This window comes from Microcystis protocystis FBCC-A270 (genome assembly GCF_050500235.1).
Taxonomy (GTDB): domain Bacteria; phylum Cyanobacteriota; class Cyanobacteriia; order Cyanobacteriales; family Microcystaceae; genus Microcystis; species Microcystis ichthyoblabe_A.
Genome location: NZ_CP191407.1, coordinates 398,997 through 425,866 on the forward strand (window position 1 = coordinate 398,997; position 26,870 = coordinate 425,866).

Annotated in this window: 18 protein-coding genes and 1 pseudogene; 9 read left to right on the top strand and 10 right to left on the bottom strand. The window is 41.0% G+C overall.

Features of this window, described 5'->3' with window-relative positions; genetic code table 11:
• Positions 1 to 237: 237 nt before the first annotated feature.
• From ACQY1X_RS01965 to ACQY1X_RS01980, 4 genes are all read left to right on the top strand, one after another.
• The gene (locus tag ACQY1X_RS01965) at positions 238 to 1,215 is read left to right on the top strand and encodes a DUF3616 domain-containing protein (RefSeq protein ID WP_002737462.1); all 978 of its coding nucleotides are present in this window, start codon (positions 238 to 240) and stop codon (positions 1,213 to 1,215) included.
• A gap of 409 nt (positions 1,216 to 1,624) precedes the next feature.
• The gene (locus ACQY1X_RS01970) at positions 1,625 to 4,747 is read left to right on the top strand and encodes a DEAD/DEAH box helicase (RefSeq protein ID WP_430013859.1); all 3,123 of its coding nucleotides are present in this window, start codon (positions 1,625 to 1,627) and stop codon (positions 4,745 to 4,747) included.
• 13 nt (positions 4,748 to 4,760) lie between these two features.
• Entirely contained in the window at positions 4,761 to 5,600 is an 840-nt protein-coding gene (locus ACQY1X_RS01975; protein WP_430015318.1) for an SWIM zinc finger family protein, read from the top strand.
• A 150-nt stretch (positions 5,601 to 5,750) separates the two neighbouring features.
• A complete protein-coding gene (locus ACQY1X_RS01980; RefSeq protein WP_430013861.1) occupies positions 5,751 to 7,775 on the top strand; it encodes a potassium channel family protein in 2,025 nt (674 codons plus the stop codon).
• Between the two features lie 7 nt (positions 7,776 to 7,782).
• On the opposite strand, the gene ACQY1X_RS01985 is transcribed toward ACQY1X_RS01980, so the two are convergent.
• Complete coding sequence (locus ACQY1X_RS01985) at positions 7,783 to 9,531, bottom strand: hypothetical protein (protein ID WP_430015319.1); 1,749 nt, start codon at positions 9,529 to 9,531, stop codon at positions 7,783 to 7,785.
• Between the two features lie 247 nt (positions 9,532 to 9,778).
• On the opposite strand from ACQY1X_RS01985, the gene groL reads away from it, so the two are divergent.
• Together groL and ACQY1X_RS01995 are read left to right on the top strand one after the other, a co-directional pair.
• Complete coding sequence (groL, locus tag ACQY1X_RS01990; protein ID WP_430015320.1) at positions 9,779 to 11,452, top strand: chaperonin GroEL; 1,674 nt, start codon at positions 9,779 to 9,781, stop codon at positions 11,450 to 11,452.
• A gap of 190 nt (positions 11,453 to 11,642) precedes the next feature.
• Positions 11,643 to 13,532, top strand: coding sequence for an ABC-F family ATP-binding cassette domain-containing protein (locus ACQY1X_RS01995; protein WP_430015321.1), 1,890 nt, complete (start codon positions 11,643 to 11,645; stop codon positions 13,530 to 13,532).
• Positions 13,533 to 13,561: 29 nt separating this feature from the next.
• On the opposite strand, the gene ACQY1X_RS02000 is transcribed toward ACQY1X_RS01995, so the two are convergent.
• The 3 genes from ACQY1X_RS02000 to rpmF all read right to left on the bottom strand — a co-directional run bounded on the left by ACQY1X_RS02000 (position 13,562) and on the right by rpmF (position 15,118).
• Positions 13,562 to 14,032 (bottom strand): hypothetical protein, encoded by a 471-nt coding sequence (locus ACQY1X_RS02000; protein WP_042790607.1) that lies wholly within the window; start codon positions 14,030 to 14,032, stop codon positions 13,562 to 13,564.
• Between the two features lie 215 nt (positions 14,033 to 14,247).
• The gene (locus tag ACQY1X_RS02005) at positions 14,248 to 14,847 is read right to left on the bottom strand and encodes a sulfite oxidase-like oxidoreductase (protein WP_002737593.1); all 600 of its coding nucleotides are present in this window, start codon (positions 14,845 to 14,847) and stop codon (positions 14,248 to 14,250) included.
• A gap of 88 nt (positions 14,848 to 14,935) precedes the next feature.
• Positions 14,936 to 15,118: a 50S ribosomal protein L32 gene (gene rpmF / locus ACQY1X_RS02010; RefSeq protein ID WP_002742494.1), complete on the bottom strand. Its 183-nt coding sequence runs from the start codon at positions 15,116 to 15,118 to the stop codon at positions 14,936 to 14,938.
• Positions 15,119 to 15,306: 188 nt separating this feature from the next.
• Between rpmF and acsF the strand changes: the two genes are divergently transcribed.
• Complete coding sequence (gene acsF, locus ACQY1X_RS02015) at positions 15,307 to 16,365, top strand: magnesium-protoporphyrin IX monomethyl ester (oxidative) cyclase (protein WP_288136863.1); 1,059 nt, start codon at positions 15,307 to 15,309, stop codon at positions 16,363 to 16,365.
• Positions 16,366 to 16,523: 158 nt separating this feature from the next.
• Here the strand turns inward: acsF and ACQY1X_RS02020 are convergent.
• Together ACQY1X_RS02020 and ACQY1X_RS02025 are read right to left on the bottom strand one after the other, a co-directional pair.
• Positions 16,524 to 17,186, bottom strand: a pseudogene (locus tag ACQY1X_RS02020) (IS1 family transposase); the annotation flags it as partial.
• 456 nt (positions 17,187 to 17,642) lie between these two features.
• Positions 17,643 to 19,070 (bottom strand): glycosyltransferase, encoded by a 1,428-nt coding sequence (locus ACQY1X_RS02025; protein WP_002774578.1) that lies wholly within the window; start codon positions 19,068 to 19,070, stop codon positions 17,643 to 17,645.
• Positions 19,071 to 19,283: 213 nt separating this feature from the next.
• On the opposite strand from ACQY1X_RS02025, the gene ACQY1X_RS02030 reads away from it, so the two are divergent.
• On the top strand, positions 19,284 to 20,519 hold the full coding sequence (locus tag ACQY1X_RS02030; RefSeq protein WP_002774580.1) for a bifunctional sterol desaturase/short chain dehydrogenase: 1,236 nt from the start codon (positions 19,284 to 19,286) through the stop codon (positions 20,517 to 20,519).
• A gap of 10 nt (positions 20,520 to 20,529) precedes the next feature.
• Here the strand turns inward: ACQY1X_RS02030 and ACQY1X_RS02035 are convergent, their stop codons facing one another.
• Positions 20,530 to 21,474: an NAD(P)-dependent alcohol dehydrogenase gene (locus ACQY1X_RS02035; protein WP_002735742.1), complete on the bottom strand. Its 945-nt coding sequence runs from the start codon at positions 21,472 to 21,474 to the stop codon at positions 20,530 to 20,532.
• A 2-nt stretch (positions 21,475 to 21,476) separates the two neighbouring features.
• Positions 21,477 to 21,863, bottom strand: a complete 387-nt coding sequence (locus ACQY1X_RS02040; RefSeq protein WP_069473856.1) for a hypothetical protein — start codon at positions 21,861 to 21,863, stop codon at positions 21,477 to 21,479.
• A 441-nt stretch (positions 21,864 to 22,304) separates the two neighbouring features.
• Here ACQY1X_RS02040 and ACQY1X_RS02045 point away from each other — a divergent pair, with 441 nt between their 5' ends.
• Positions 22,305 to 22,835 carry a universal stress protein gene (locus ACQY1X_RS02045; protein ID WP_430015322.1) on the top strand — a complete coding sequence of 177 codons (531 nt, stop codon included), beginning with the start codon at positions 22,305 to 22,307 and terminating at the stop codon, positions 22,833 to 22,835.
• On the opposite strand, the gene ACQY1X_RS02050 is transcribed toward ACQY1X_RS02045, so the two are convergent.
• Positions 22,825 to 24,984: a ComEC/Rec2 family competence protein gene (locus ACQY1X_RS02050; protein WP_430015323.1), complete on the bottom strand. Its 2,160-nt coding sequence runs from the start codon at positions 24,982 to 24,984 to the stop codon at positions 22,825 to 22,827. The genes ACQY1X_RS02045 and ACQY1X_RS02050 overlap by 11 nt on opposite strands.
• A 53-nt stretch (positions 24,985 to 25,037) precedes the next feature.
• Positions 25,038 to 26,849 carry a signal peptide peptidase SppA gene (gene sppA / locus ACQY1X_RS02055; protein WP_430015324.1) on the bottom strand — a complete coding sequence of 604 codons (1,812 nt, stop codon included), beginning with the start codon at positions 26,847 to 26,849 and terminating at the stop codon, positions 25,038 to 25,040.
• Positions 26,850 to 26,870 lie beyond the last annotated feature (21 nt).

Sequence of the window (26,870 nt, forward strand, 5' to 3'; positions counted from 1 at the left end):
TTTTTGTAATAGTTCGCCAATTCAAAAAAGATAGCAAAAACAGTTGTTATTTGATATAATTTTAGAAAGTCTTGGTACTCTAATTATGACACTCGAAAATTTTTTTAACCTAGAAGGAATTAGTTATTCAAATTAATCCTTTCTCAGATTATTTCTAGTCATTTTTTGTCCTTTTATCTTTTATTGCCTATAATTTTCTTAATCCTCACTTTTTCAGTTAATAAGGAGAAGACAATCATGCAACCTCTGAACTTTTCTATTATCCAAGAAATCAAACATCAAGGAATTTGTGATGCTTCTGCAGCCACTGCTTTAGGAGAAAATAAATTTGTTATTGGTAATGATGAGGCAGATGTAGAATTAGGTAATATTCTCTGGATTTATTCCTCTCAAGAGTCGGGAAAAGCGCTGGAAACCATTGACATTAATGGTTGGCTAAAAAACAATCCTAAAAATAGAGAAATCGACTTAGAAGGGGTAACTGTGCTAAATGACATAATCTATTGGATTACTTCCCACGGTCGCAATAAAAATGCTGAACAAAAACTCCCTCGTCATCAATTTTTTGCTAGTAAAATTACCGATGACGGCTCTAGTATAGTTCAAGTGGGTGAGTCTTATACTCAGTTAGTATTGCGCGATATTATCGAAGACTCTCAATTGGCTAAAATATTTGATTTCAAAACAGCAGAAACCAAAGCTCCCAAAGCTGAAGGAGGATTAAATATTGAAGGTTTAACGGCAACTCCAGACGGAAATATCTTAATCGGTTTTCGTAATCCTGTCCCCAACGGTAAAGCTCTTTTATTACCCCTAAAAAATCCCAAGAGTTTAGTTACTAATTCAACCACGGCTAAAGCTGAATTTGGTGATCCTATCCTGCTAGATTTGGGAGGATTAGGAATTCGTAGCCTTGAATTTTGGCCAGCTTTAGAAGTATATTTAATTATTGCCGGAGAATTTCATGGAGGCGATCAATTTGTTTTCTATACTTGGTCAGGAAAAAAAGAAGATGCACCGGAAAAGATAGAATCACTGCAATTCCCTGACGGGTTTCGTCCAGAAGCTTTGTTGTTTTATCCCCATTTCCCAGATCGCTTTCAGATTTTAAGCGATGATGGTACAATCGAGCGAGTTGGTAATACTCCCTGTAAAAATACCGATAAAAATAATCCCGAAAAATATTTCCGCAGTATTTGGGTAAAAGTTAATTAATACCAATTCTCACCCATAAAAACTACAGATCGAATTATCGAATTTAAGTTCCCCTTTTCCCCTTTTTCCCATTTTAAGGGAGACGAAGGCAGGGGGATCAAACTCCTGTAGCCGGATTTTGGGGAATTGCTATAATTAGCCATCCTTCTTAGTGGAACCTCAACAAAACCTAGAACAAAAATAGCTTTAAACCCATATAGGGATAAGCTTTAAGCTCAAAAAAACCGTTGATCACGTCTTCTCAATGGTTTTTTATCCTAGAAGCTCTATTAACCTTTTTCTCTGATCCAGAGGACTTCTGGGTTCGCAAAGGGACAAAAAAGTGTGGAGAATCCTCCCATAATCGCTACAATTTTTCTAGAGGCTAAGTATTGCCCTCATTTAAGTTCTTTTGTACTCATTAAAAACCATGAAAATTCTTCACGGTACTTGGATTCCCCAATCAACGGATGAATTTATTCAGAAGGGTAGCTTTTATCTTTGGGGAGAAACTAGCACCCCGAAAAAGAGTCGCACCACTGCCGATAATTATCATCCTTTTCAGTTAAGCAAAGAAGAATTAACTAGCTTTCTCACTGGAGAGTTAGGAATAGTTCAATCGAATTATAATCCTCTTAGTCGGCAATTTGTCCCCCGCTACTTTCTTTTACCTAGTCACGAGAATCAACCTTTACCCTCCTTAGAATTACTGCGTTATCTAGAAAAAGAACCCCCAGAAAATAGCCAATGGCAATCTTGGCAAATTGATTGTTATCCCCTTAATCCTGTACTTAAACTGCTCAATGATCTGCACTTCATCTGTCTTTACAACTCCTCAGAGATTCAGTTAGGTGCAGATCTACTTTTTTGGTATCACTACAGTCAAGCTTTTAAAGAAATAATTCTCAAAGATAACTATATTCCTGCCTTTAAATATCGAGAATTAACCACAAATAACAAGAAAACCGCTAACTTTGCCATCTACCCTCTTTGGGAAATTATATCAGCAACCTACGAAACCAATCTCGATCACTATCTCGAATATCTTCCCCGCATTTGTCTTGCTGGCGCTGAAAATCCCCATGCTTCGCCACAATTATACGATCCCAAAACCCTACTCCAGCACTTCTCCGAATGTCTCCTCAATGAAATTGTCACTAATACGGCAATTCCTGCCAGTTTTGATAAAAAAATTAGCGAGACAATTATAGGTGATTGCTTCTCTGTGACTAAGACTGCTGGATTTCTGCAAACCGCTGCCGCTTTAGAAAAATATCAACAGTGGCAAACTTGGAGACAGCAATTACTAGGAGACCAAAATATATCTAATTTTACCCTGGGTTTTAAACTAACCGAGGTCCCAGAAAATAATATTGAACAGTGGCAAATTACTTTTATCCTCATCTCTAAACAAGACCCCTCCCTGCGATTAGAATTAGACGAATATTGGTATGCAGTACCCGAAACTAGGACAAGCATACGAGCGCATTTTGGTCAAGATTTAGACAAAAATATTTTACTAAGTTTGGGTTATGCTGCCCGTATTTATCCCCCCATTTGGCAAGGATTAGAAACGGATAAACCGACGGGATTTTATCTCAACCTTACAGAAGCTTTTACTTTCTTAAAAGAAACTGCTTGGATTTTAGAAGATGCGGGATATAAGGTAATTATTCCCGCTTGGTGGACTCCCGAAGGCCGTCAACGCGCTAAAGTTCGGCTAAAAACCACTTCTAAATCAGGCAAATCTACCCCCGTTAGTAAAGGGATTTTTAGCCTCGAAAACATCATTGAATATCAATATGAATTAGCCATCGGTGAAGAAACTATTAGTCAAGAGGAATGGCAACAATTAATTAACACCAAAACACCCTTAGTTAAATTTCGAGGTCAATGGGTAGAATTAGAACAAAATAAAATGCAGCAAATGCTGGATTTTTGGCAGAAATATCAGCAGGAAAATCCTGAGATGAATCTGATTGAGTTAATGAAAAAAGCTGCCGAATATCCAGAGGAGATTATTGTTGAAACCGATGATTTTTTAGGTTCTATGCTAGAGAAATTACAAAATCCTAGTCAACTAGAACCGATCGAAAATCCTCCCCAATTACAAGGAACGCTGCGGGAGTACCAAAAGCGCGGAGTTGCCTGGATTCAATACCTGGAACAATTGGGTTTAAATGGTTGTCTTGCTGACGATATGGGACTGGGGAAAACCCTACAAGTAATTGCTAGATTGATTGGGGAAAGAGAGGGAGATAATAATGTTTTACCAACTCTGCTAGTTGCACCCACTTCCGTGGTCGGAAATTGGGCAAAAGAAATTGAAAAATTTGCCCCCCATCTTCAGGTTTTAATTCACCATGGTAGTAAGCGCTATCAAGATGAGAACGAATTTCAGACAGTAGCTAGTCAAAAGGATATCGTCATTACTTCTTTTACCTTAGTTCGCAAGGATTTGAAATTATTTAACTCGCAATCCTGGCAACGTTTAGTAATTGATGAAGCACAAAATATCAAAAATCCTAAAGCGGCACAAACTAAAGCAATCTTGAGTTTATCTGCACAACATCGTCTCGCATTAACGGGAACTCCAGTAGAAAATAGACTGCTTGATTTATGGTCAATTTTTAACTTCCTTAATCCTGGTTATTTAGGTAAAGAAACTCAATTTCGTAAAGCTTTTGAAGTGCCAATCCAAAAACAAAATGATCGTCTCCAGTCCACGGTTCTCAAAAAATTAGTGGAACCTTTTATTCTGCGTCGGGTAAAAACCGATAAGCAGATAATTAAAGATTTGCCTGACAAAGTGGAAAACAAACAGTATTGTAATTTAACTAAAGAACAAGCTTCTCTCTACGAAGTTGTTATCAAAGAAGTGGAAAAACAATTAGAAGAAGCGGAGGGAATAAAACGCAAAGGATTAATTTTATCTACCCTGATGCGCTTGAAACAAATTTGTAATCATCCCCGTCAATTTTTACAGGATAACAGTGCTTTTACCCCTGAGCGATCGCATAAGTTAGAGCGTTTGGGAGAAATGCTAGAAGAAGTAATTTTAGAGGGAGATAGTCTGCTAATTTTCACTCAATTTACTGAAATCGGTGACTCCTTACAAAAGTACCTCAAACAAACTTTTCGCTATAATACTTATTATCTTCACGGGGGGACTTCTCAACCAAAACGAGAACAAATGATCGAAGAATTTCAACATCCTGAAACAGAACCTTCCGTATTTATTTTATCCCTAAAAGCTGGGGGAGTGGGGATTACTTTAACCAAAGCAAATCATGTTTTTCATTTCGATCGTTGGTGGAATCCTGCGGTGGAAAATCAAGCAACCGATCGCGCTTTTAGAATTGGTCAACAAAAAAATGTTTTCGTGCATAAATTTGTCACATTGGGAACCTTAGAGGAAAGAATTGATGAAATGATCGAGGAAAAGAAAAAGGTAGCTAATGCTATTGTTAGTAATGATGAATCCTGGTTAACGGAATTAGATAACGAAAGTTTTCGTCAGTTAATCGCATTGAATAAACAGACAATTATTTAATCGAGGTAAACCTATGAATAAATTTAGTAAAACTTGGTGGGGACAACGCTTTATAGAAACATTAGAGGAATTTACCGACTCAGCGCGTTTGAGTCGAGGACGTTCCTACGCTAAAAATGATAAAGTCAAGAATTACGAAATTGACGGTAATTTAATTACTGCTCAGGTGCGAGGTTCCATTAATCCCTACTTTGGGGTTTACAAAGAACCTTTGTATAAGGTGAGTATCGAGATTAAACCAATTACTAAAGCAGAGTGGTCACAAGCTTTATACAATCTTGGTTCAAGAGCGAGTATGATCTCTAAACTGCTGCTCAAAGAAGTTCCCGATAATATTGATGAAGCATTTAGCGATCTGAATATCCACTTATTACCCCACAGTCAAAAGGATTTTATCACCAATTGTTCCTGTCCCGATTGGGAAAATCCCTGTAAACATATTGCTGGAGTTTATTACCTCGTTGCTTCCCAATTAGATCAGGATCCTTTCCTCTTATTTGAATTACGGGGTATCTCTCGTCAAAAATTACTGCAAGAGTTAGCAAAAACTCCCCTCGGTAAGCTGCTTTCCTCCTCCATCCAAGAGGAAAAAATTCCTCTTAACCCCGGGACTTCCTATCACACTAAACCCGAAACCATACCAGCAGCACAAACAATTGATCTCAAAGAATTTTGGCACTCCCATCACCGTTTACCAGAAAATCCTCAGTTAGTTAAATCCGCAACTATTCCTGCAATTGTTATTAAAAAAGCTGGTGATTATCCTGCATTTTGGGATAAGGATACTTCCTTTATCGAAGTAATGGAAGAAATGTATCAACGGGTACGCAATAAAAATGCTGGTATGTTATAATTAGGTGGGTGTTAAAAATTGTCAGACACCCTTCTTATTAAGAAAAAATTAAGGCTAGATTAAGGGGAGATCAGCACCCCCCTTATCAAGGGGGGCAGGGGGGATCAGAAGTTTGAAAAATCCTTCTATTTTTTAAGACAAGCAGAATCTATGAACCAAGAATCTCTCAGCTTTGTCGATGGGAATGTCAAGTTAGCCGATCGCTTTTTAGTTTGTGGATTGGGTAGTCTCGGACAACACTGCGTCAAGTCTTTAAAAGAGTTTGGGGTTAGCGTCGTCGGTATCGAACTAATACAGCCTCCCAGTTGGGAAATTAATGATTTTCCCGATTTATTAGAGGAAATAATTATCGGTGATTGTCGTCAAAAAAACATTTTAGCAAGAGCGGGAATCGATCGCTGTCGGGCTGCTTTAATTGTCACCAGTGATGAGCGAATTAATGCCACTACTGCCCTAATTATTCGGCAATTAAATCCCCTTACCCGCTTAGTGGTGCGTTCTTCTAAAGATAATCTCAATCAGCTACTCAAGGAACGTTTAGGCAATTTTATCGCCTATGAACCCACCCAACTACCCGCCAATGCCTTTGCTTTAGCCACATTAGGCACAGAAACCCTCGGTTTTTTGCATCTCGACGGTCAGAAATTGCGGATTATCCAGAGACAAATTAGCCCCGAAGATGGTTTACTCGATCGCTTTTTAGGTGATTTAAATACTCCCACCCGTCGTCTGTTAGCACACACAGCCCCCGATGAACCTTTAAGGGCCGGATTTTATCAATGGTCTCCCACCACCACTATCAGGGCTGGTGATACCATTACCACTATAGAGACTACCTATCAAAACATCGATTCTACCCGCCAGAAACCGTCAAATTCTCCCCAGAAGTTGCGGGATTTTTGGCAGAAATTCCTCAAAGAAATCCAACAATTCTGGCAATTGAGTTTTCAGCAGCAAATTCATCGGGTGGCTTTCCTGTCAGTATTTATCATTATCCTCCTAGTAATTATCGGGACTTTTCTTTTCCATCTCTACGCCCCGAGAGCTTCCTTTATTTCCTCTCTTTCAGGAACAGCGATCCTTTTATTAGGTGGTTACGGCGATGTTTTCGGTGGCTCTAACCCCGAAGATTTAAATGCGGTTCCCTGGTGGATGCAGCTATTTAGTCTCTTTTTAACCTTAGCTGGAACCGCTTTTATCGGGGTTCTCTATGCCATTTTGACAGAAACTTTATTATCATCAAGATTTCAATTTATCCCTAACCGTCCCCCAGTTCCCCAACAGAATCATATCGTTATTGTTGGCTTAGGTCGAGTCGGCAGAGAAGTGGCTAATTTATTACTAGAAATGCAACAGGCGATCGTCGGGGTGAGCTTAAATAGGGATTTTGATGGGACTATGCTGCCAAAAATGCCCCTGATGACGGGAAATATCGAAGAATCTTTAAAAAATGTCAATTTAGATAGGGCCAAAAGTATAGCCATCGTTACCGATGACGAAATCCTCAATTTAGAAGTGGCCCTAACCACCCGCAAACTCAACCCCCAAAGCTACTTAGTCATCCGCACCACCGACGACAACCTTAGTCAACAATTAAGTCAAATTCTGCCCCGATCTCACATTTTAGGAACCAACACCGTAGCGGCAGAAGCCTTTACGGGAGCGGCTTTCGGAGAAAATATTATCTATCTGTTCCGTTGGGCGCAAAAAACGATTCTGGTGACAGAATACGAGATCGAAGCCGGAGATACTCTCAATGGTAGCTCGATCGGGGATATTGCCTACGGTTATCGAGTCGTGCCGATCCTACACCAACGAGAACGGCAAGCCCCGAAATTAATGCCCGAAGATTATCTCAATTTACGCATCGGCGATCGCATTGTGGTGCTGGCCACCATCAACGGACTGCGACGGGTGGAGCAGGGTCGTCGCACTCCCAAAACTTGGCGCGTGCGGGTGGAAAAAGCCTTTAACCGCAATATTGCCGCGGAAGCACCCACCGTGATCAGTCGTTTTTCTAATTGTCCCCTGAAAACCGCCAGCGATCTCATGGAAAATTTGCCAGCGACTCTCGGCGCCCCCCTCTACGAACAGCAGGCGATTCGATTAGTTTCCGAGTTAAAAAAAATTCAAGTTCAAGCCTTGGCTATTCCCATTAACCCGAAATCGGGGTAAATGGGAGTTATCCTTTTTTGTCTGGAGGTAGTCCCTGTCCAGTGGAACTAGCCTCTACAGTTACTTTTTTCTCTACTTGACTAATTAAATCGGGAATAAGACGTTCGCTAAATCCAGCCACAAAAGCCATTGCCAAAAGTAAATAGGTGTCATTCCCCTTATCTCCATTGCCACTCCGAATTTGTATAGGAAAAATGTTAGATTGAAGAATTAGCATAATAAAGAAAGCGAAACTTCCCCCTAAAATGGGTTTGGTTAAACCAATTAACAATGGCAAGAGGTCATCGTCATATTTTTGATTTTTGGGATTATCAAAATCTTGCAAACGAGTTAGAAGACTAACTCCTCCCCCTAAAGTGCCTGTTATCCACATCAAACGTATAATTGCCTGAGTATTTTGGTTACCTTTTCCCTGAGTATTTTGGTTACCTTTTCCCTGAGTATTTTGGTTACCTTCTCCTGGAGTATTTTGGTTACCTTCTCCCTGAGCATTTTGGTTACCTTCTCCTGGAGTATTTTGGTTACCTTTTCCCTGAGTATTTTGGTTACCTTCTCCTGGAGTATTTTGGTTACCTTCTCCTGGAGCATTTTGGTTACCTTCTCCTGGAGTATTTTGGTTACCTTCTTCCTGAGTATTTTGGTTACCTTCTCCCTGAGTATTTTGGCTACTAGATTTTATGATTGGAGGTAAGGAGAGTAACTCTTTCACCGGAGAGAAGTTCATAATAAACCAATTTACAGGGAAAGCGAACACTAATCCAATTAAAACTTTCGTAGGTATTTTGAAAGAATGGAAAAGATTATCTGTGAAGTTTGCTAAACGACGTAAACGACGACTAGAACCTTTTTGGATTTCTCTTAATCCCGTTGTTGCAGCGTAGCGTAATTTTTGTGCCAAAACAATATTAGGTTGACCTGTTAAAGATTTAATCGCAATTTCTTCGGCATCTACTACCGACTTTACTTGCATGATATCACAAGGTTTTGAAATGTTCATGAGTTCTACCTGCGCTATCCCTAGTATTTTAATTAATTTGGCTAATTCTCCCTGTACTTCCCGGTCTAATTCTGGAGGGAATCCCGCTACTTGTTCTTTGGTTTTTTCCAGCAAAATATCAATTCTTTTATTTAGTTTGATCACCTCATTAGCTTTAATTTCATTGATTAAATCGTCTAAAGTTTGAAATAAAACACTTGCTTCTTGTAGTTGTGCAAAATTATCTTTAAATTCCTTGACTAACTCTTCAAAGGGTTCATCTACTTCAGGAATTGAACTATATTTGTCTAAGTTATCCTTCAGTTCAGCAATCAAAGACTCATTTTTCTTTTGTAATTCCACAGTGGCGGAAAATTTAACCAAAGTATCTTTAACTTTTGTTTGCCAAGCAGTTAGCTTTTCCTTGAGTTTTGGCAAGTTTGCATCGTTAGCATTAGCATCGAATAGAGTCGTAATTGTTGCAACTAAACTATCAGTTTCTTGGGTGAAAGTATCAAGAGGAGTTTCTGAACTTTTGCCAGTAGATAAAAGGTTGATTGTCTCCACAAGCTGCTCTGTATGAGCTATTATTTGTTTTTCTAATTCTTCTCTGCTAGGTAAAGGGTCTGAAAAAGTTAATCCACCTAGTTTTTGAATAAGTTCATCTTTTAAATTCTTCGTTTCTTGAATGATATCTGTGGCTTCTTTTTGGTGAGCTAATTTAACTTTCAGAATAAATTCATTAATTTTTTGTTCGATAGCAGGATTAAGATTAATCATGATTGTCTTCTCCTAAAAAAAGGCGAAAATGGGCTAAAATTCGATTATCTCCCCGATGCTACAATAGTTATCATTGATTTTCTGCAATTATTCATAAATCTTGATAAATTTTTATTTTTTTAACTCAATTCAGTCTGCCGTGGGGAGATAACACCCTGATCTCCTCAATGACCGCACACCTAGATTAGCACTCAAGCCCTAAGAGTGCTAAATTAACTATAAGGAGTCCTATCACAACAGCGATACCATGTCCAAAATCATTGCCTTTAAAGATGAATCCCGTCGCGCCCTAGAAAAAGGTGTCAACGCCTTGGCCGATGCGGTAAAAATCACCCTCGGTCCGAAAGGACGCAATGTCTTGTTAGAAAAGAAATACGGCGCCCCCCAGATCGTTAATGACGGTATCACCGTCGCCAAAGAAATCGAATTGTCCGATCCCCTCGAAAACACCGGGGCGAGATTAATTCAGGAAGTAGCGTCAAAAACCAAAGATTTAGCGGGCGATGGCACCACTACCGCCACCATCATCGCCCAGGCTTTAATTAAAGAAGGTCTCAAAAACGTTACCGCCGGGGCCAATCCCGTCGCTTTAAGACGCGGACTAGACAAAACCATCGCCTATCTGGTGGAAGAAATCGCCGCCGTCGCTAAACCGATCGCTGGAGATGCGATCGCTCAAGTGGCCACCGTTTCTTCCGGCAACGACGAAGAAGTGGGACAAATGATCGCCACCGCCATGGAAAAAGTCACCACCGATGGCGTAATCACCGTGGAAGAATCGAAATCCCTAACCACGGAATTAGAAGTAGTGGAAGGGATGCAGATCGATCGCGGTTATATCTCTCCCTATTTCATCACCGATCAGGAAAGACAGATCGTCGAGTACGACAACCCCCTGATCCTGATTACCGATAAAAAAATCAGTGCGATCGCTGAATTAGTCCCCGTCCTCGAAGCCGTTGCTCGTCAAGGTCGTCCCCTATTAATTATCGCCGAAGATGTGGACGGCGAAGCCTTAGCCACTCTAGTGGTCAACAAGGCCCGGGGGGTCTTAAATGTCGTCGCCATCAAGGCCCCCAGTTTCGGGGAACGTCGCAAGGCGGTTTTACAAGATATTGCCATCCTCACCGGTGGTCGTCTGATTTCCGAAGAAGTGGGCTTGAGTCTTGACACGGTTAGCCTCGATCTGCTAGGGCAAGCAGCAAAAATTACCCTAGAAAAAGACAATACAATTATTGTCGCCTCCGGGGACAGCCGCAATAAGGCCGATGTGCAGAAACGTCTCGCCCAACTGAAAAAACAGTTAGAAGAAACCGATTCCGAATTCGATAAGGAAAAATTACAGGAACGCATCGCTAAATTAGCCGGCGGTGTGGCCGTCATTAAGGTCGGGGCGGCCACAGAAACCGAACTCAAGGATCGCAAACTCCGCATCGAAGATGCCCTCAATGCCACCAAAGCCGCCGTGGAAGAAGGTATCGTCCCGGGCGGTGGTACAACCTTGATTCATCTGGCTTCTAAGGTGAAGGCTTTCAAAGCTTCTCTCACTAACGATGAGGAAAAAGTCGCCGCCGATATCGTCGCCAAAGCCCTAGAAGCCCCCCTGCGTCAGTTAGCTAATAACGCCGGTGTGGAAGGCGATGTGATCGTGGAGGGTGTGCGCGAAACCGCTTTTAGCGTCGGTTACAATGTCCTCACCGGCAAGTACGAAGACTTAATCGCCGCCGGAATTATCGATCCGGCTAAAGTGGTACGGTCAGCCGTTCAAAACGCCGCTTCTATCGCCGGTATGGTCCTAACTACGGAAGCCCTCGTGGTCGAAAAACCCGTTAAAGAAGCCGCAGCCCCCGATATGGGCGGCATGGGTGGCATGGGCGGCATGGGTGGCATGGGCGGCATGGGCGGCATGGGTATGATGTAATTCCTGATGCCGTCTGGCCCCTGAAAATAATCTCATTCCATTGAGCCAATCTGTCCCTTTTCTCGTTATCGTCGGCATTAGGGACAGGTTTTTTTTCATCGGGAAAAACTTTTTCAGCAGAACCTGCTTAATCTATCCTTTGCATTAGTCCAGACACTACACTAGAAAAGAAGGATTATTCCCAGAAATCATGACACTGCTGACGGTTCGATCGCTCAAAAAAGACTTCGGTATCAAGGAAATTCTCAAAGATGCGAGTTTTAGTCTCGATGATCGCGATAAAGTCGGCCTGATCGGTACGAATGGATCGGGAAAATCGACCCTATTGAAAATGATCGCCGGATTAGAAGCGATCGATGGTGGCGAAATTCAAATCAATTCCGGGATGAAAATCGTCTATTTACCCCAGCAACCGGAGCTAGACGACGATAAAACGGTTTTAGAGCAGGTTTTCGCCGATAGTGGCGAAAGTATGACTTTAATTAAGGAATACGAGGAATTGTCCGATCGCCTTGTCCATGAGCCAGAAAATCTGGATACTATTATGGAGCGTTTGTCAAGGGTTTCGCAACAAATTGATAAACTTGCCGCCTGGGATTTAGAAACTAACGCTAAAGTTATTTTAAGTAAACTGGGCATCGATAATTTTAATGCTCGCGTGGGAGATTTATCGGGGGGATATCGCAAAAGAATCGCCATCGCTACCGCACTTTTAGCCGATCCTGACTGTTTATTGATGGATGAACCCACCAACCATTTAGACGCGCTTTCCGTGGAGTGGTTACAGAGTTATTTGTCCCGTTTTCGGGGAGGATTATTATTAATTACTCACGATCGCTATTTTCTTGATCGAGTGACTAATCGCATCATTGAAATCGATCGGGGAGATTTATCTACTTATTCCGGTAATTATGCCTATTATCTAGAAAAAAAAGCCTTAGCGGAAGAATCGATCGCCAGTAGTCAACGCAAACACGCGGGAGTTTTGCGACGGGAATTAGAATGGTTATCCCGGGGACCAAAAGCGCGCAGCACCAAACAAAAAGCGCGGATTGATCGCATTCAAGCAATGGGTAATAAGGAATTTAAACAGGTGGAGGGAAAAGTCGATATTGCCACCGCAGGAAGACGCATCGGCAAAAAAGTTATCGAAGTAGAAAAGATATCGAAAGCTTACGGCGATCATACTTTAATTAAAGATTTTACCTATATTTTTACCCCCGAAGATCGCATCGGTATTATTGGCAGTAACGGGGTAGGAAAATCTACTCTCATGGATATTATTACCGGGAAAACTCTCCCCGATTCAGGCACGGTTGACATCGGTTCCACTATTCATATTGGTTACTTCGATCAACAATCCGATGATCTCAATATCAACGAAAATCAAAGAGTAATCGAATATCTGAAAAGTGTGGCCGAATTAGTCAAAACCCTAGACGGCAGCGTCATCACCGCTTCCCAGATGTTAGAAAAATTTCTTTTTCCTCCCGATCAACAGTATGCACCAATTTATAAACTTTCTGGAGGGGAAAGAAGACGCTTATTTTTGCTACGAGTTTTGATGAGTGCGCCTAATGTTTTAATCTTAGATGAACCCACCAATGATCTCGATGTGCAGACTTTAGCAATTTTAGAAGAATATTTAGAGGACTTTAACGGTTGTGTGATTGTCGTTTCCCATGATCGCTATTTTCTCGATCGAGTAGTTGATACTATTTTTGCCTTTGAAACCGGGGGTAATATCCGTCAATATCCGGGTAATTATTCCCTTTATCTCGATCAGAAAAAAGAGGAGGAGGAACCAAAAGAAAAAAAAGTCACCCCAAAAACTGTTAAAGCTTCTCCCTCACCCGTCAATAAGAAAATCTCTTTTAAAGAGAAAAAAGAATACGAAGATATCGAAAAACAAATACCAATTTTAGAATCAAAAAAAGCTGAAATTGAAAAAATACTTTATGGAGAACCCCTAGAAGATTTTACCAAAATAACCACCCTGACCGAAGAATTAGCTCAATTAAGTCAAAAAATTGATAATTTAACCGATCGCTGGTTAGAATTAGCGGAAAAATTAGGCTAGGATAATCCCTATTTTCCCGATCAATTTAGTTAAAACTGAGTGATAATTTCTGGTGAATCATCCTCATCCATAACCAGATCTACCGACTCCACCCGCAAGAGGGCCAAATTATCGTTAACCACCCCTTGAAGATAGATTTCCCCCATCCCTTCACCCCCCAGATCGATCGAGCCAAAAACTTGACCGGTTTTTGTATTAAAATTAAACTGAAAATAATTAGCTGAGGAAATTCCCTCGCTGACATTATCGTATCTAGCGATCTCTTGACCACTGTTATCATAAAAAGATACCTGAAAATCTTCTAAGACTCGCATTTTTCCCGAACCTTTTTCCGAAAAGATAGTCGGGGCCGTTTTTTCATCATAACTAAAAGAACCTTTAGCTGTATAACCCTGATTTCCCAACCATTGAAAATCGATCGTCACCGCTAAAACCCCTTGGCTATTCATGTTAGCAACTAAAAGCAAAGCTAATAGTAAAGTCAATATCCTCTTTTTCATGGTCAATCCGAATATCATTAGTCGGTTATTTCAGTTATCAGTGATCAATGACTACAACCAGTCTTCGGGGGAATTTTTATAAGGGACTCTGTCTATCCCTATAAACCTTAAGAAAACTTCAATTACATGGGTACAAGAAAAGGAAACCCAAATGCTCTTTTGTGGGGGGGGTAACTTCTGTTTGCTGATATTACCCTATTTTAAGACAAAAATCGTCAAAAACCGCCATAACGTTCCTCCAACCAGGGATCACCTCGTCGATGGTAGCCATTAAGTTCCCAGAAACCCAATTGCTCTCGATCGAGAAATTCTAAGCCATTAATCCATTTAGAACTTTTCCAAGCGTAGAGATGGGGGACAACTAAACGCAGCGGACCACCGTGGTCGGGGGGTAAAGGTTGACCAAACAGTTGAAAAGCGAAAAAATTATCCTCGTGCAGGAATTCCTCTAGGGTGAGGTTAGTGGTATAACCACCATAACAGTGTTGCATGACGTGGGTAGCCTCCGGCAACAGGTCAATTAAGGTGATAAAATCCGATACCTTAATTCCCGTCCAAGTCACATCTAATTTTGACCAACGGGTGACACAGTGAAAATCCTTAGTAAATTCCCACTGCGGTAGGGCCATAAAATCCGACCAGTTAAAAATTTTAGTCGTGGCCACCTTTCCCCAAACCTTGAATAACCATTCCTCGGTCTTGATTTGGGGAGTATCTCCGTAGGTAAGCACAGGAAAACCACTAGCGAGATATTGGCCCGGAGGAACTCGGTCTTGATCGGGAGATTCTGGTTTTTTAAAGAATTTGCCTAACATTAGTTGAGACTCACAACGAAAACCCTAAACAAATCTTAAAATACTAGGGAGCGAAAAGGTTTTCTCCACCTCACTCCCCATCATCAAGTTATTCCTCGTCTTCCCCTTCTTCTTCCTCTTTAGTGGGATAGACAAAGCTGTTAGAACGACCAGAAAGAACAGATTTACCCAAAGATAAGGCTTTTTGCGCTTCCCGAGCCGCTTGCTTTCTCCAGTGCGCTCTCCGTTGGTCGCGCTTGGCATTTGAGGTTTTCTTCTTGGGACAAGCCATAGTATTTTAACGATAGTTATAGACTCACAACCTTTCTATTCTACTCCCTATTTCCCTAATCGGCTCGCTACTTGTCTGATTCCCTTGCTCACTACTGCCCAAAATATTGATAAAACTTAATAATTATCATTGGCTTACCTATTTATGTTTAAAATCTTATATAGCTATGTAGTCAAGTAATTTCCATCATGGTCACTACCGTCGAACCTCCCTCCCAGAAAAAAGCTGCTCTGCGCGAAACTATCCTCACCCCGCGTTTCTATACCACCGATTTTGAGGCTGCCGCTAATTTTGACCTTTCTTTGCAAGAAACCGAAATCAAAGCGATGTTAGAGGAGATGCGGACCGATTACAACCGGCATCACTTTGAACGTCAGCAAGAATTTGAGAACTATCAAGATAATCTCGATGAAAAAACGAGAAATGCTTTTATAGATTACCTAGAACGCTCCTGTATCTCCGAATTTTCTGGCTTTTTGTTATTTAAGGAACTGTCACGACAACTAAAAAGCCGTAATCCCTTGTTAGGGGAGATATTTCATCTTATGGCTAGAGATGAAGCGCGCCATGCAGGATTTCTCAATAAAGCCATGGCTGACTTTAATATTTCCCTCGATCTAGCCAAAATTACCAAAACCCGCACCTACACCTTTTTCCCCCTTGAATGGGTGTTATATACGGTCTATCTCTCCGAAAAAATCGGTTATTGGCGTTATATCCTCATTTATCGTCATTTAGAAGAACATCCCCAGTATAAATTTAATCCTCTCTTTAATTACTTCGAGAGTTGGTGTCAGGACGAAAATCGCCACGGAGATATCTTTAAAACCTTACTGCGAGCTAAACCACAATTGTGGAATAATTGGCGATCGAGATTATGGAGTCGTTTTTTTCTGCTTTCCGTCTTTGCTACCCACAGTTTAACTGTACGCGAACGCTCAGACTTTTATGATGCTTTGGGAATGGATGCGATCGCTTTTGATCAAGAGGTAATTCGTCAGACTAATAATACCTCTGCTCGCGCTTTTCCCACCATTTTAAATGTGGACCATCCCCAATTTTTCCCCCGTTTAAACCGTTGTGCCGAACGTAATTTACAATTAAAAGCGATCGATGAAAGTAGCGCTCCTCAATGGCTAAAAACAATGCGTAAGTTACCCTTACAGTTAGGTATCGTCGGAGATCTGTTGCGATTGTATCTAATTAAACCCATAGATGCAGAGGCCACCAGAGAAATGGTACTTTAATTAGTTATCAGTTATCAGTTATCAGTTCACAGCAAAAAACTCCCCAATTTCCAATTCATAATCCATAATTCCCACACCCTACACCCCACACCCCACACCCACGAAAAACTGGTGGTGATTCGGTAGTAGTGATGGCGGCTTAATCCTTTGCTTTGCTGTGCATTGTAGTCATGGATAAAATACCAAAGGGTTCCCCAAGGTGATTCTCCATTTTTTTAGAGAAAGATAGACTCTCTCTCACCAGCCGAGAAATCCTTTGTCTAAAGGTATTATTTAATCTTTCAATATGATTAGTTTGACCAGTTTCTTTTCCGACTGGTCGATGACGTTTACTAGGAATTACTGTCTTATAGGACTCCCAAAAGTCTGTGTAAGCAACAGCACATTGTCGGTAAATATCGGGTAGGCTTGCCCAAAGTTTTTTGGCTGATTGACGACTCCTATCTCCGCGCATAGCAACCAATAATTTCCCTTGTTTTTCTATCAATTAACCGCCAAATATACACCTTGATTGTTTTAGAAAAAACAAAAGACCACATCTCATCACATTCTATAACTAATTTACCTTTTAGTTTGTCTGAAACCTTTATTTGACGGGGTACAGCCGCCAGTTTATTGTTGACATAATTTTGTAACCATGACCAAATTACCCCTGTTACTCTGGCAATTCCTCGCCAGGAAATTCGTTCGAGCAAGAGTTTATCAATTAATTGTTTGGTTTCCTCAGAGACGGTTTTATTAGTGGGATTGATCACAAACTGACGACCACATTCTTTACATTGACGTTTGGGTTTTCCATTATGAATAGAACCATTCTTAATCCTATGGTGAGAACCACAATTAGAACAGGGGAATAGAGGTGAACTAGGGGGGGATTTTGTTCGGTGCTAGACTGATATTTGAGTAAGCCAGACAGAAGCCAGAAAAAGATATTTATCAGAAAAGTCATGATCAAGCTAGAGGTTTAAAGACTGATCGGGTTCCAATTATTTTTATTCATAAATATTTTACACAATTCATACCAGGTAAGCAACAGAGCTACGCCACTACTACCGAATCATTACCTTCTCGAGAAAAAAAACTGGAGCGAGCGCTTTTCGCCACCCCAGTGCTGTCACGGAATTCAATTCTGTATCTAAATTAACACATTATTGGCAGCAAGCATGATTAAGGAAATTGGAAATTTTTCCGAAAGGGGTTTCCAAAGGCTGTAACCTTGACTGACAGGGGATTTCGAGCCTGATAAGGCCAAAGTTTTTGAAGTCTATCCTCGAAAATTAAACTTCGGCACTGAGATGTTCCCCCAGATGAACGGTTTTCACCCATTTTAAACGTTTAGGACGCAAAGCCATCCGGAGGCTGACACTGGGAATAATAATAAACCAGTGCATCATATAAATCATGCCGCGAAGGGTTTGAGCAAGGATGTCTAAACCGAGAGCGAAAGTGAATTTTCTACCCGTATTGACTCGGATTAATCCTGTCACCATCCCCCAGAGAGAAAGGGAAAGAGCCAAACCAGTTAAAGGAGTTAAAATCGGAGCTTGATGCTGGGTAATAGTGATTAAAAGATCGGGAATAGCGGCCGCAGGTAAGATATATTGAACGAGCAAAAAAGCAATTAAATCAAACTTTTTCGGCCAAGGCATGGGAGACTTTAAAATTGCTTTCCAATAGTCGAGATAACGCTGAAAACCACCTTCGGCCCAACGATTGCGCTGATGCCATAAAGCGATCGCAGTTGTCACCCCTTCTTCTGCTACTGCGGGAAAATTTAAGACATTAATTTTCCAATTATCGATATGGAGACGAATAGTTAAATCAAGATCATCGGTGATCGTTTGTTCATTCCAACCCCCGCAACGATTTAAGGCACTACGACGGACAAATTGACCATTTCCGCGCAATTCTCCGATCCCTCCCACCGCGATCCGTTGCTGTTGGAAACAGCTATCAAAGATCATTTCTACCGCTTGTCCTTTTGTCCAGAAGTTTTCGGCGGCATTGGCGATCGCTTTTCGCACCTGTACCGCACCCACTTCTCGATCGTCGAACATTGGGACCACATGACGGAGTAAATCGGAGGATAATCCCGCATCGGCATCGAATACGCCGATAATTTCCCCGTTAGTCAGGGATAAAACCTGATTCAAGGCGCCGGATTTGCCACCTCCGGCATTAGCAGGACGATGGAGAATTTTTAATTGGGGATATTCTAAAGCAAGGCGATCGAGAATTGCACCGGTGTTATCGGTGCTATAGTCATCGACGATCCAAACTTCTAACTTATCTTGGGGATAGTCTAGATGACAGAGATAATTAACCAGTTTCGTGATTACGGTTTCTTCATTTTTGGCCGCTACTAAGAGGGACACCCTGGGGACAGAGGTTAAATCCCAATCTGGTAAAGGAATTGGCGGCGTTTCTGGTTTCGTGAACAGCAGCCGCAAAGCTTGCCCCGATAGTACCATAGTTAGGGCGATAATTGCCCAATAACCCCAACTCAGCCAATGAAGTCCGATAATTATTGTCCAGATCGCCATGAGGCTAAAAGCCGCTTTCTGTCTGCGTCCCGATCGGCCTTGAAAAATTTCGCTCCTAAATTCGTCCTCCTCATCTTCGGGATCGGACCAGTCAGATAGGAGGGAACCAATCGGGTCTAATTCTTCGTTATCATCCTCTCGCGACCAATAATTTTCTGCCATAATCGACTCAGGTTAAGTAACTGTTCAAATAGAAGCTTATTTCTTGCTTTATCTTACCGAAAATTGTTAAAATTTTTAACGGAATCTTAAGTTTTTTTCGGGAAAGAAACCCCAGTTTTTCAGGCTATTGGTTCCTTTTACCCGATAAATGCGCTTTTTTGGGCTAAGATTACTTTGTTTACATTCGTTGAGAAAATTTAACATTTATCCCCTATGTCAAACCTGCTCCTCTGTGTCGGACTGATTTGTGGCTCAATTATTTGGGTGGAGATCGTGCGTGATAGCTATCATGCTCTGGCCCACCATTGGCAGCCCCTTTATCGTCTGCACGTCTGGCATCATCGGGTTTTTCGTCCCGATCTGTCGGTAATGAGCGAGGAAATTTATCGTCGGGCCCACTGGTACAATGATGTACCGGAGGCCTTGGTTATGTTGGCTGCCAGTGTTTTACCGGTACTACTGGCCTACTCTTGGGGTTTCGATCGCCCTTGGTTGGGTTGGTTAGGTTCCCTTTATACTTTGGCTTTTCTCAGTACGGCGATCGGTCGAGGTTTAGGGATCGCCAATCTGGAGGAATTAACCGATTTAACCCATCGTCCGGGGCAATTTGAGAGTTTCCCCGCTCAATGGCGCGTTAATCGTACTTACCACTGGCGACACCATTTTGATAACCAAAAGGCTTATTATTGTGGAACTTTCACCTTTATGGATAAATTGATGGGGACGGCACTTTCTCTCAAGGGTAAAACGATCGCCATTACTGGAGCGAATGGAACATTAGGGCGATCGCTGTTAAAGTACCTACAACTGAAGGGAGCCAAGGTAATCGCGCTCACTTCTGGGGAGAATGCGATCGCTATTGAAATTAACGGCGAATCAGTACCTGTAAAAACCGTACAATGGCAAATCGGTGAAGAAACGCAACTTGAGGACCTATTTAAGTCTGTAGATATACTGATTTTAAATCATGGCGTTAATGTCCACGGCCAAAGAACCCCAGAAGCGATCGAATTAGCCTACCAAGTGAACACTTTTTCTGTCTGGCGTTTAATGGAATTATTCTTCAAAACTGTCCGCACTAACGAGCAAATTGCCCGCAAGGAAGTCTGGGTGAATACCTCGGAAGCGGAGGTTAATCCTGCCTTTAGTCCCCTCTACGAACTCAGTAAACGGGCGATCGGTGATATGATTACCCTGCGTCGTTTAGATGCTCCCTGTGTGGTAAGAAAGCTAATTCTTGGCCCTTTTAAGAGTAATTTAAATCCTGTGGGTATTATGTCCGCCGATTGGGTGGCTAAACAGATTATCAAGGCGGTACAAAGGGATAGCCGCAATATTATTATTACTATTAATCCCTTGACTTTTATCACCTTTCCAATTAAAGAATTCTCGGTTTCTACCTACTTAAAACTATTTACTCGTTCCCCAAAAAAACAGAAAAATCCCTAACTATTTATCCTTAATCGGGTATCAGGACTATTTTTCCTCGCACTCTTTCCGATTCACTATAACTATGAGCTGCTGCCACCTGGGAAAAAGTATAGGTGCGATCGATTCTAACAGTTAATTTACCCGATTCGATCGCTTCTTTGAGAAATTGCCAGTCAGACGCTTGTGCTTGAGCAAAAAATATCAGTTTCCCTTTTTGGGGCAACCAAGCACCGAGATAATTTAGGAAGATAATTCCTGGATTTGGGAGGGTGGTTATATAGGTGCCTTGGGGTTTTAAAAGCTGACGACAGTGCCAAAAAGAAGACTTAGCCACAGCATCGAAGATTATATCATATTTCTGCTCGGTTTTTCTCCAATCTTCTTGGGTATAATCGATAACTTTATCTGCTCCTAAAGAGGTGACATAATCGATATTTTTGCTACTACAAACTCCATCCACTTGCGCGGAGAAAATTTTCCCTATCTGCACAGCAAAGCTACCCACTCCTCCCGATGCACCATTAACTAAAATCCGATTTCCTGCTTGAATATTGCCAAAATCTCGCAAGACTTGCAAAGCGGTAGAAGCAGCTAAAGGAGTGGCGGCAGCTTCAATAAAACTCTGATTATGCGGTTTTTTAACTAAGAGGGAAGCGGGAATAATTGCATATTCAGCATAGGTTTTACCGGGCAATTGATTGAGAAAACCAAAAACCTCATCTCCGATCTGAAATTGTTCCACCTGACTACCTTTTTCAACGATAATTCCACTATAATCAAAACCTAATTGCAGGGGAAATTTATTACCTGTGGCTATTTTGAGCATCCCCCGACGAATCTTCCAATCAATCGGATTAATTCCCGCTGCCATAATCTTAATTAAGACTTCTTTCCCTTGGGGAATTGGCTTTTCTATGTCTGTGTATTGGAGAACATTACTATCGCCATAGCGATTAATGATAATAGCTTTCATAATTAAGAAAAAAGTTGATAAAATAGTAAGGGAGCAAAAGTAATGACCAAGAGAACCAAAATCCAAACTCGTCCCGCTAAAAGATTATAATCTTGCCCTAATCTTGACCAAGAGTGACCGGCGATAAAATGGCCGAACAGAAATTCAAAACCCACTGTTAATAGTAACCAAATTAAACCGATAGTAATTGCTTGACCGGAGGATTCTAGACCCCAAAAATAGACAAGAGTGCCAATATAAAGACTAAAAAAGAGGATTCCTGTCAGGGTAGAAATTTGATGAGCGCGCAGTTCATCGAGATATTTTCCGTAGGTGCTTTCCCTGAGAATACCGTTACTAATTCCTATTACGATCATCGGGAGCCATAGAATAATGTAGCGACTAATCATAAGTTGTTGGTTTAGAACTCGCTCTAATTGCATTATATACCGCAGCTGCTCTGGGCAAATCTCTCAAGGCAAGAGAAAAAGACAAAAATTGCATTTATCCCATTAATTGACCATTTTTCTAGTTACGGCGTTTCTCATAAAGATGAAGTATAAACTGATCGGGTATCGTCTCGGAGTCTCACCAAAACGAAAACCTCATACCTCACCATTAAGATAACTGCCATAAGTGAGGATAGGGGTGACAGTAGGGTAAATTGTTAATTTTTTTGCTAATTCAGCTAAATCATCCGAAAAATGTCACACTAGAGGTAGAGGAGCGTCAACTATCAATCATCAGCTTTCAGCAATTTTTGGCTATTTCCCCGGGGTATTGCTGGCAGCCGATGGGAAAAAAGATTAACTTCAACCCTGACGTTATCTGCTATCGAGGAGGTTAATTCGATGAATAATACGGAAACACTCTCAGTCGATCGGGATACCAACAAACTCTATAATAAAATTCTCGTGGCTGTGGATTATCAAGATCCCACTCCAGAGGTTTTGAATGCGGCTATTCTCTTAGCGAAAACCTACGCTAGTGAGTTGCGAATTGTTTATAGTATGTCTCAACCTTTGACTCCCTACACGGAAACTTTTATTTATGGTAATCTGATCGGTTATGGTGGCGGTTATCCCCCTGATATGATCGCCTTAGAACAACAAATCACCGAAGAAATGCAAGCGGAATTACAAGCTTGGTTAAACGGTTTAGTCGATCGAGCTAAGGAAGATAATATCACGGCCAAGGCTGATTATTATATCGGTGATCCGGGGCAGAAAATTTGTCAAGTTGCCCAGCAGGAGGGGATAGATTTAATTATTGTTGGTCGTCACGGTCGATCGGGTTTATCTGAGTTAATCTTAGGTAGTGTCAGTAATTACGTGGTACATCATGCTCCCTGTTCAGTTTTGGTGATACACATCACTCATTAATTAGAAAGGGTTGAAATCCATTTTTTGCTGTCCATTGAATCGCTCCATCTCTCCCGGTCCAGTAAGTCTTAATCCGGGCCTTTCTCAGTTGATTTTTGGCATTGCGGGAGAGATTGTTAGTGACAGCGATCGCTGTTTGGGGTCGAATTGACTCTAGCCATTGTTTATCTAGATTGCTTCCCTGCCATAATAACACTAGGGGGCTGAATTCTTGGGATAAATTAACGGGAATTTTCGGGTTGACAATCCATAGCCAAGATTGATTTTTTACCTGAAATTTAAATAAATTTTTCTCGAGCAATTGTCCAGTAATTTCACCAAGATTAAATTTTTCTAACTGGGATAAATTAATAGTTTTTTTGATCGGTATGCTCTCACTGATAGTTGAGAATTGCGCCGAATTATTGACGGTTATTGCTCTTTGTATTTGATTAATTCCCTCCTGTCGCAAAAAAGGCAAAACTGTATAACGTGCTGTTGCGGGTTCCTCCCCATTAATTAAGAGAGTATTTCCTCGATTTTGAATAATGATTACCGGTTGCGATTTGGTGGCTAAAACTGTCACCTGAGTTAAAGTAAAATGCTGATAAATAATCGGTATTAAAATTAAAGTGAGGATAAATAAACCAACTAAATGCCACCGTTGACGAAACCAGAGGTTGCAGCAGATTAAGGTAAGGCAAATATAAATAATTAACATCACTCCTAAAGATAATTTACCCGTGGAGTAGGTACTAAAAGGAAGCAGACTAAAAAAGTGGGTAATTTGCAGTAATAACTTGAGAGGGTAATAGAGAATACTAGCGCCGATACTGCCCAAAGGGGGATAAATTAAGCCTAAAAAAGCAGTAAAAACTCCTCCTAAACTAATTAGGGTAATTAGGGGAGTTGTGATAATATTAATGGGTATATTATAAAGAGTGATCGAGTTAAACGTAAACATTAATAAAGGCATAGTCCAGAGAGTGGCAGCTAGACTAATAGCTATAGGTTCAGCGATTAAATTAGGGAAATAGTCAATTTTATTTTTCAGTAAGGGAACGGTAATAATTAATCCCAAAGTCGCTAAAAAACTTAGCTGAAATCCTAAATCCCAAATCCAGAGAGGCTGCCATAATAATAGAATTGTAGCTGCTAGTAATAGGGAGCCTAAACTATTAACTTGTCGATTATAAAGCAGACCGATTAATGCCCCAATTCCCATCAAAATCGCCCGCATAACTGAAGGTTGTAACCCTGTTAAGGTGCCGTAAATTATTAAGATAGTAACGGCAATAATAAACTGTTTTTTGGGGGATAAATTGCGAGTAATAGTTAAAACAAATCCCAACAAAATAGCCACATGAAAGCCAGAAGCTGCTAAAATGTGAGCTAATCCAGTTTTAATAAATAAATCTGTGATTTTTGCTGGCAAATTAACCGCTTGTCGTCCGAGGGTAATGGAACTTAATAAAGTCCCTTTTTCTTGGCCTAGTCCTTGAATTTGTGCCTCAACAATGCGCTGACGAATCTGCCAAACTCCCCAAGTCGGTGACTTTTTATCAATAATTATTTCCCCTTTTAAACCAGCAAAAGCACCCTGACGCGCTAGATAATTAGCAAAGTCAAAAGCACTGGGATTATTGGCACGACGGGGACGATAAAGTAATCCTTTAACTGTTATTTCTTGTCCGGGATAAACCTGATTTTCTGCTAGATTTGGTAGAGTAACGTAGAGTTTACCCTCGGATTTTTTTGTGGGTAAATTCTTGAGGCTAAATTCTTTTACTTCTAACCAAAATTGTAAATTTTCTCGGCGATTGAGACGGATTTCTGATATAATACTCCCCGTGATTTTAATAGAGTTAACTACATTATTTTTTAAAAGATGACTGATATCGTTTGCGCTGGGGTAAGGAGTGCGAATTTCTAGATAAACAACGGCAAATATAGCTATTAATCCCGCTATCAGCCAAATTTTTTTCGGGGGACTTTGCCACCAAAAACGACGGATAAAAATTGTGGTTAACGTGGTAATTAGACTAAGAATAACAATTCTAATTACCACTTCTTGCCATCGGTTTAACTGGGGACTAAAATCTACCAGACCTGTAGATAATAATCCCAGAATATAGGCTAAACCAAGAATAACACTATTAGGGCGATTCATAGAAATTTTTGTCAAAGAATTTCAGAATTAGCGAGCATTATTTTTACCTAATATCAGCGAAAATCGAGATTAAAAAGTAACTTAGCATAAACACGATGGGGATCGTTAAATGTAGGTAACTTTAATAATTCCTGCTGAAAATTTTGCCATTCCTGCGTCAAAGGATGATTATTTTTAGTGAGAGGAGGAAGATAGGTTTGTAAGAAATTAGAGAGAAGTTCTTCTTGCCAACTTTGCGATCGAGGATATTCTTGAAGACTCCAATCATCCCCTAATTTAGCTGTTTTGGCCGCATATTGTACTGCCACTTCTAGACCACCAATTTGATCAACTAAACCAATTTTAACCGCATCTTTTCCTGTCCAGACACGACCTTGGGCCACAGTTCTAACCTTGTCTGGGGATAATTTTCGCCCCTTGGCTACCGTCTCGATAAATAAATCATAGAACCGATTAACTGCCGCTTGATAAATTTCTAATTCTTGGGGATTTTTCGGTCTGGTAATAGTAGATATATCGGCTAATTCTCCAGTTTTCACTGTATCCCAATCGATGCCATTATTATTAGCAATCTTCTGGATATTTAACAATAATCCAAACACACCGATGGAACCAGTAATTGTATCATTATCGGCAAAAATTCTTTGACCCCCCATGGCGATCCAATAACCCCCAGAAGCTGCCACATCACCCATAGAAATAATTACCGGTTTGGTCGCATCTAAACGCTTAATTTCCCGCAGAATCACCTCAGAAGCGGTGGCACTTCCCCCCGGACTATTAATCCGCAAAACTACCGCTTTCACCTCCTCCTTCCCCTGTAATTTTCGCAGTTCCTTCGCCAATTTATCCCCACCGATTTGGCCTCTATCTCCCTGACCTTCTACGATTGTCCCTTCTGCATAAACTATCGCTATTTGATTGCTACTATCTTCCTCCTCATCGAGAGAACTAGCATAATTGGCTAAAGAAATTTGCGAAAAAGAGCTAGAATTTCCCTCCTCATTAGTTTTATTTTTTGCTTCTCCCGTCAACTCTTTAGCTAAAACAATTACTCGATCTAAATAGGCCACTTCATCAACAAAACCCGCCTTTTTCGCCGTGGTTGCTTCCAGAATACCTTGAGTATCAGAAATAGTTTGCAGCTGTTGGGGGGTTAAATTGCGACTTTTGGCCACTGTGGAACTATAGTTAGACCAAATTGTATCGAGTAGGGTTTGCAGCTGCTGACGATTCTGGACACTTAAATCCTGACGCGTATAGGGTTCCACTGCACCTTTAAAAGAACCCACTTTTACCACTTGCACCCCCACACCATACTTTTCTAGTGCATCGGCAAAAAAGGTTTGTTGACTACTTAAACCATTAATTTCCATTCTCCCCACGGGATTAATAATCACCGTTTCAGCAACGGAAGCGAGATAATATTCCTTTTCCGTCCATTCCATATCGTAGGCGATAATTTTTTTACCCGATTGGCGAAATTTTGCCAAAGCTTGCCGCACTTCCGTCAGGGTAGCATAGCCATATTCACCGATATTGTCGCGACCATAGAGTAACAGACCGACAATGTTATCATCAAGGGCGGCCTTTTCGATCGCCGCTATCACCTGTCGCAAATTTAAAGTGGTCGTACTCTCACCGGTCAAACTATCGGCTAAACTGGAACTAGGAGGAGCATCGCTGATATTGGTGGCCAAGTTAAAAACTAAGACCGATTTTTCCTTAACTGAGGAGCTATCGCTAGAAATAAGCAAGGAAAGCAGTAAAAATGCTAATCCTCCCACACCTAAGACCGAAAATGCCAATAATCCCAGTAAAGTTCCCAAGCAACTAGCGAAAGTTTGTTTAAAAAACTGCCCCATCGGTTTTCATCTGCTACTAAT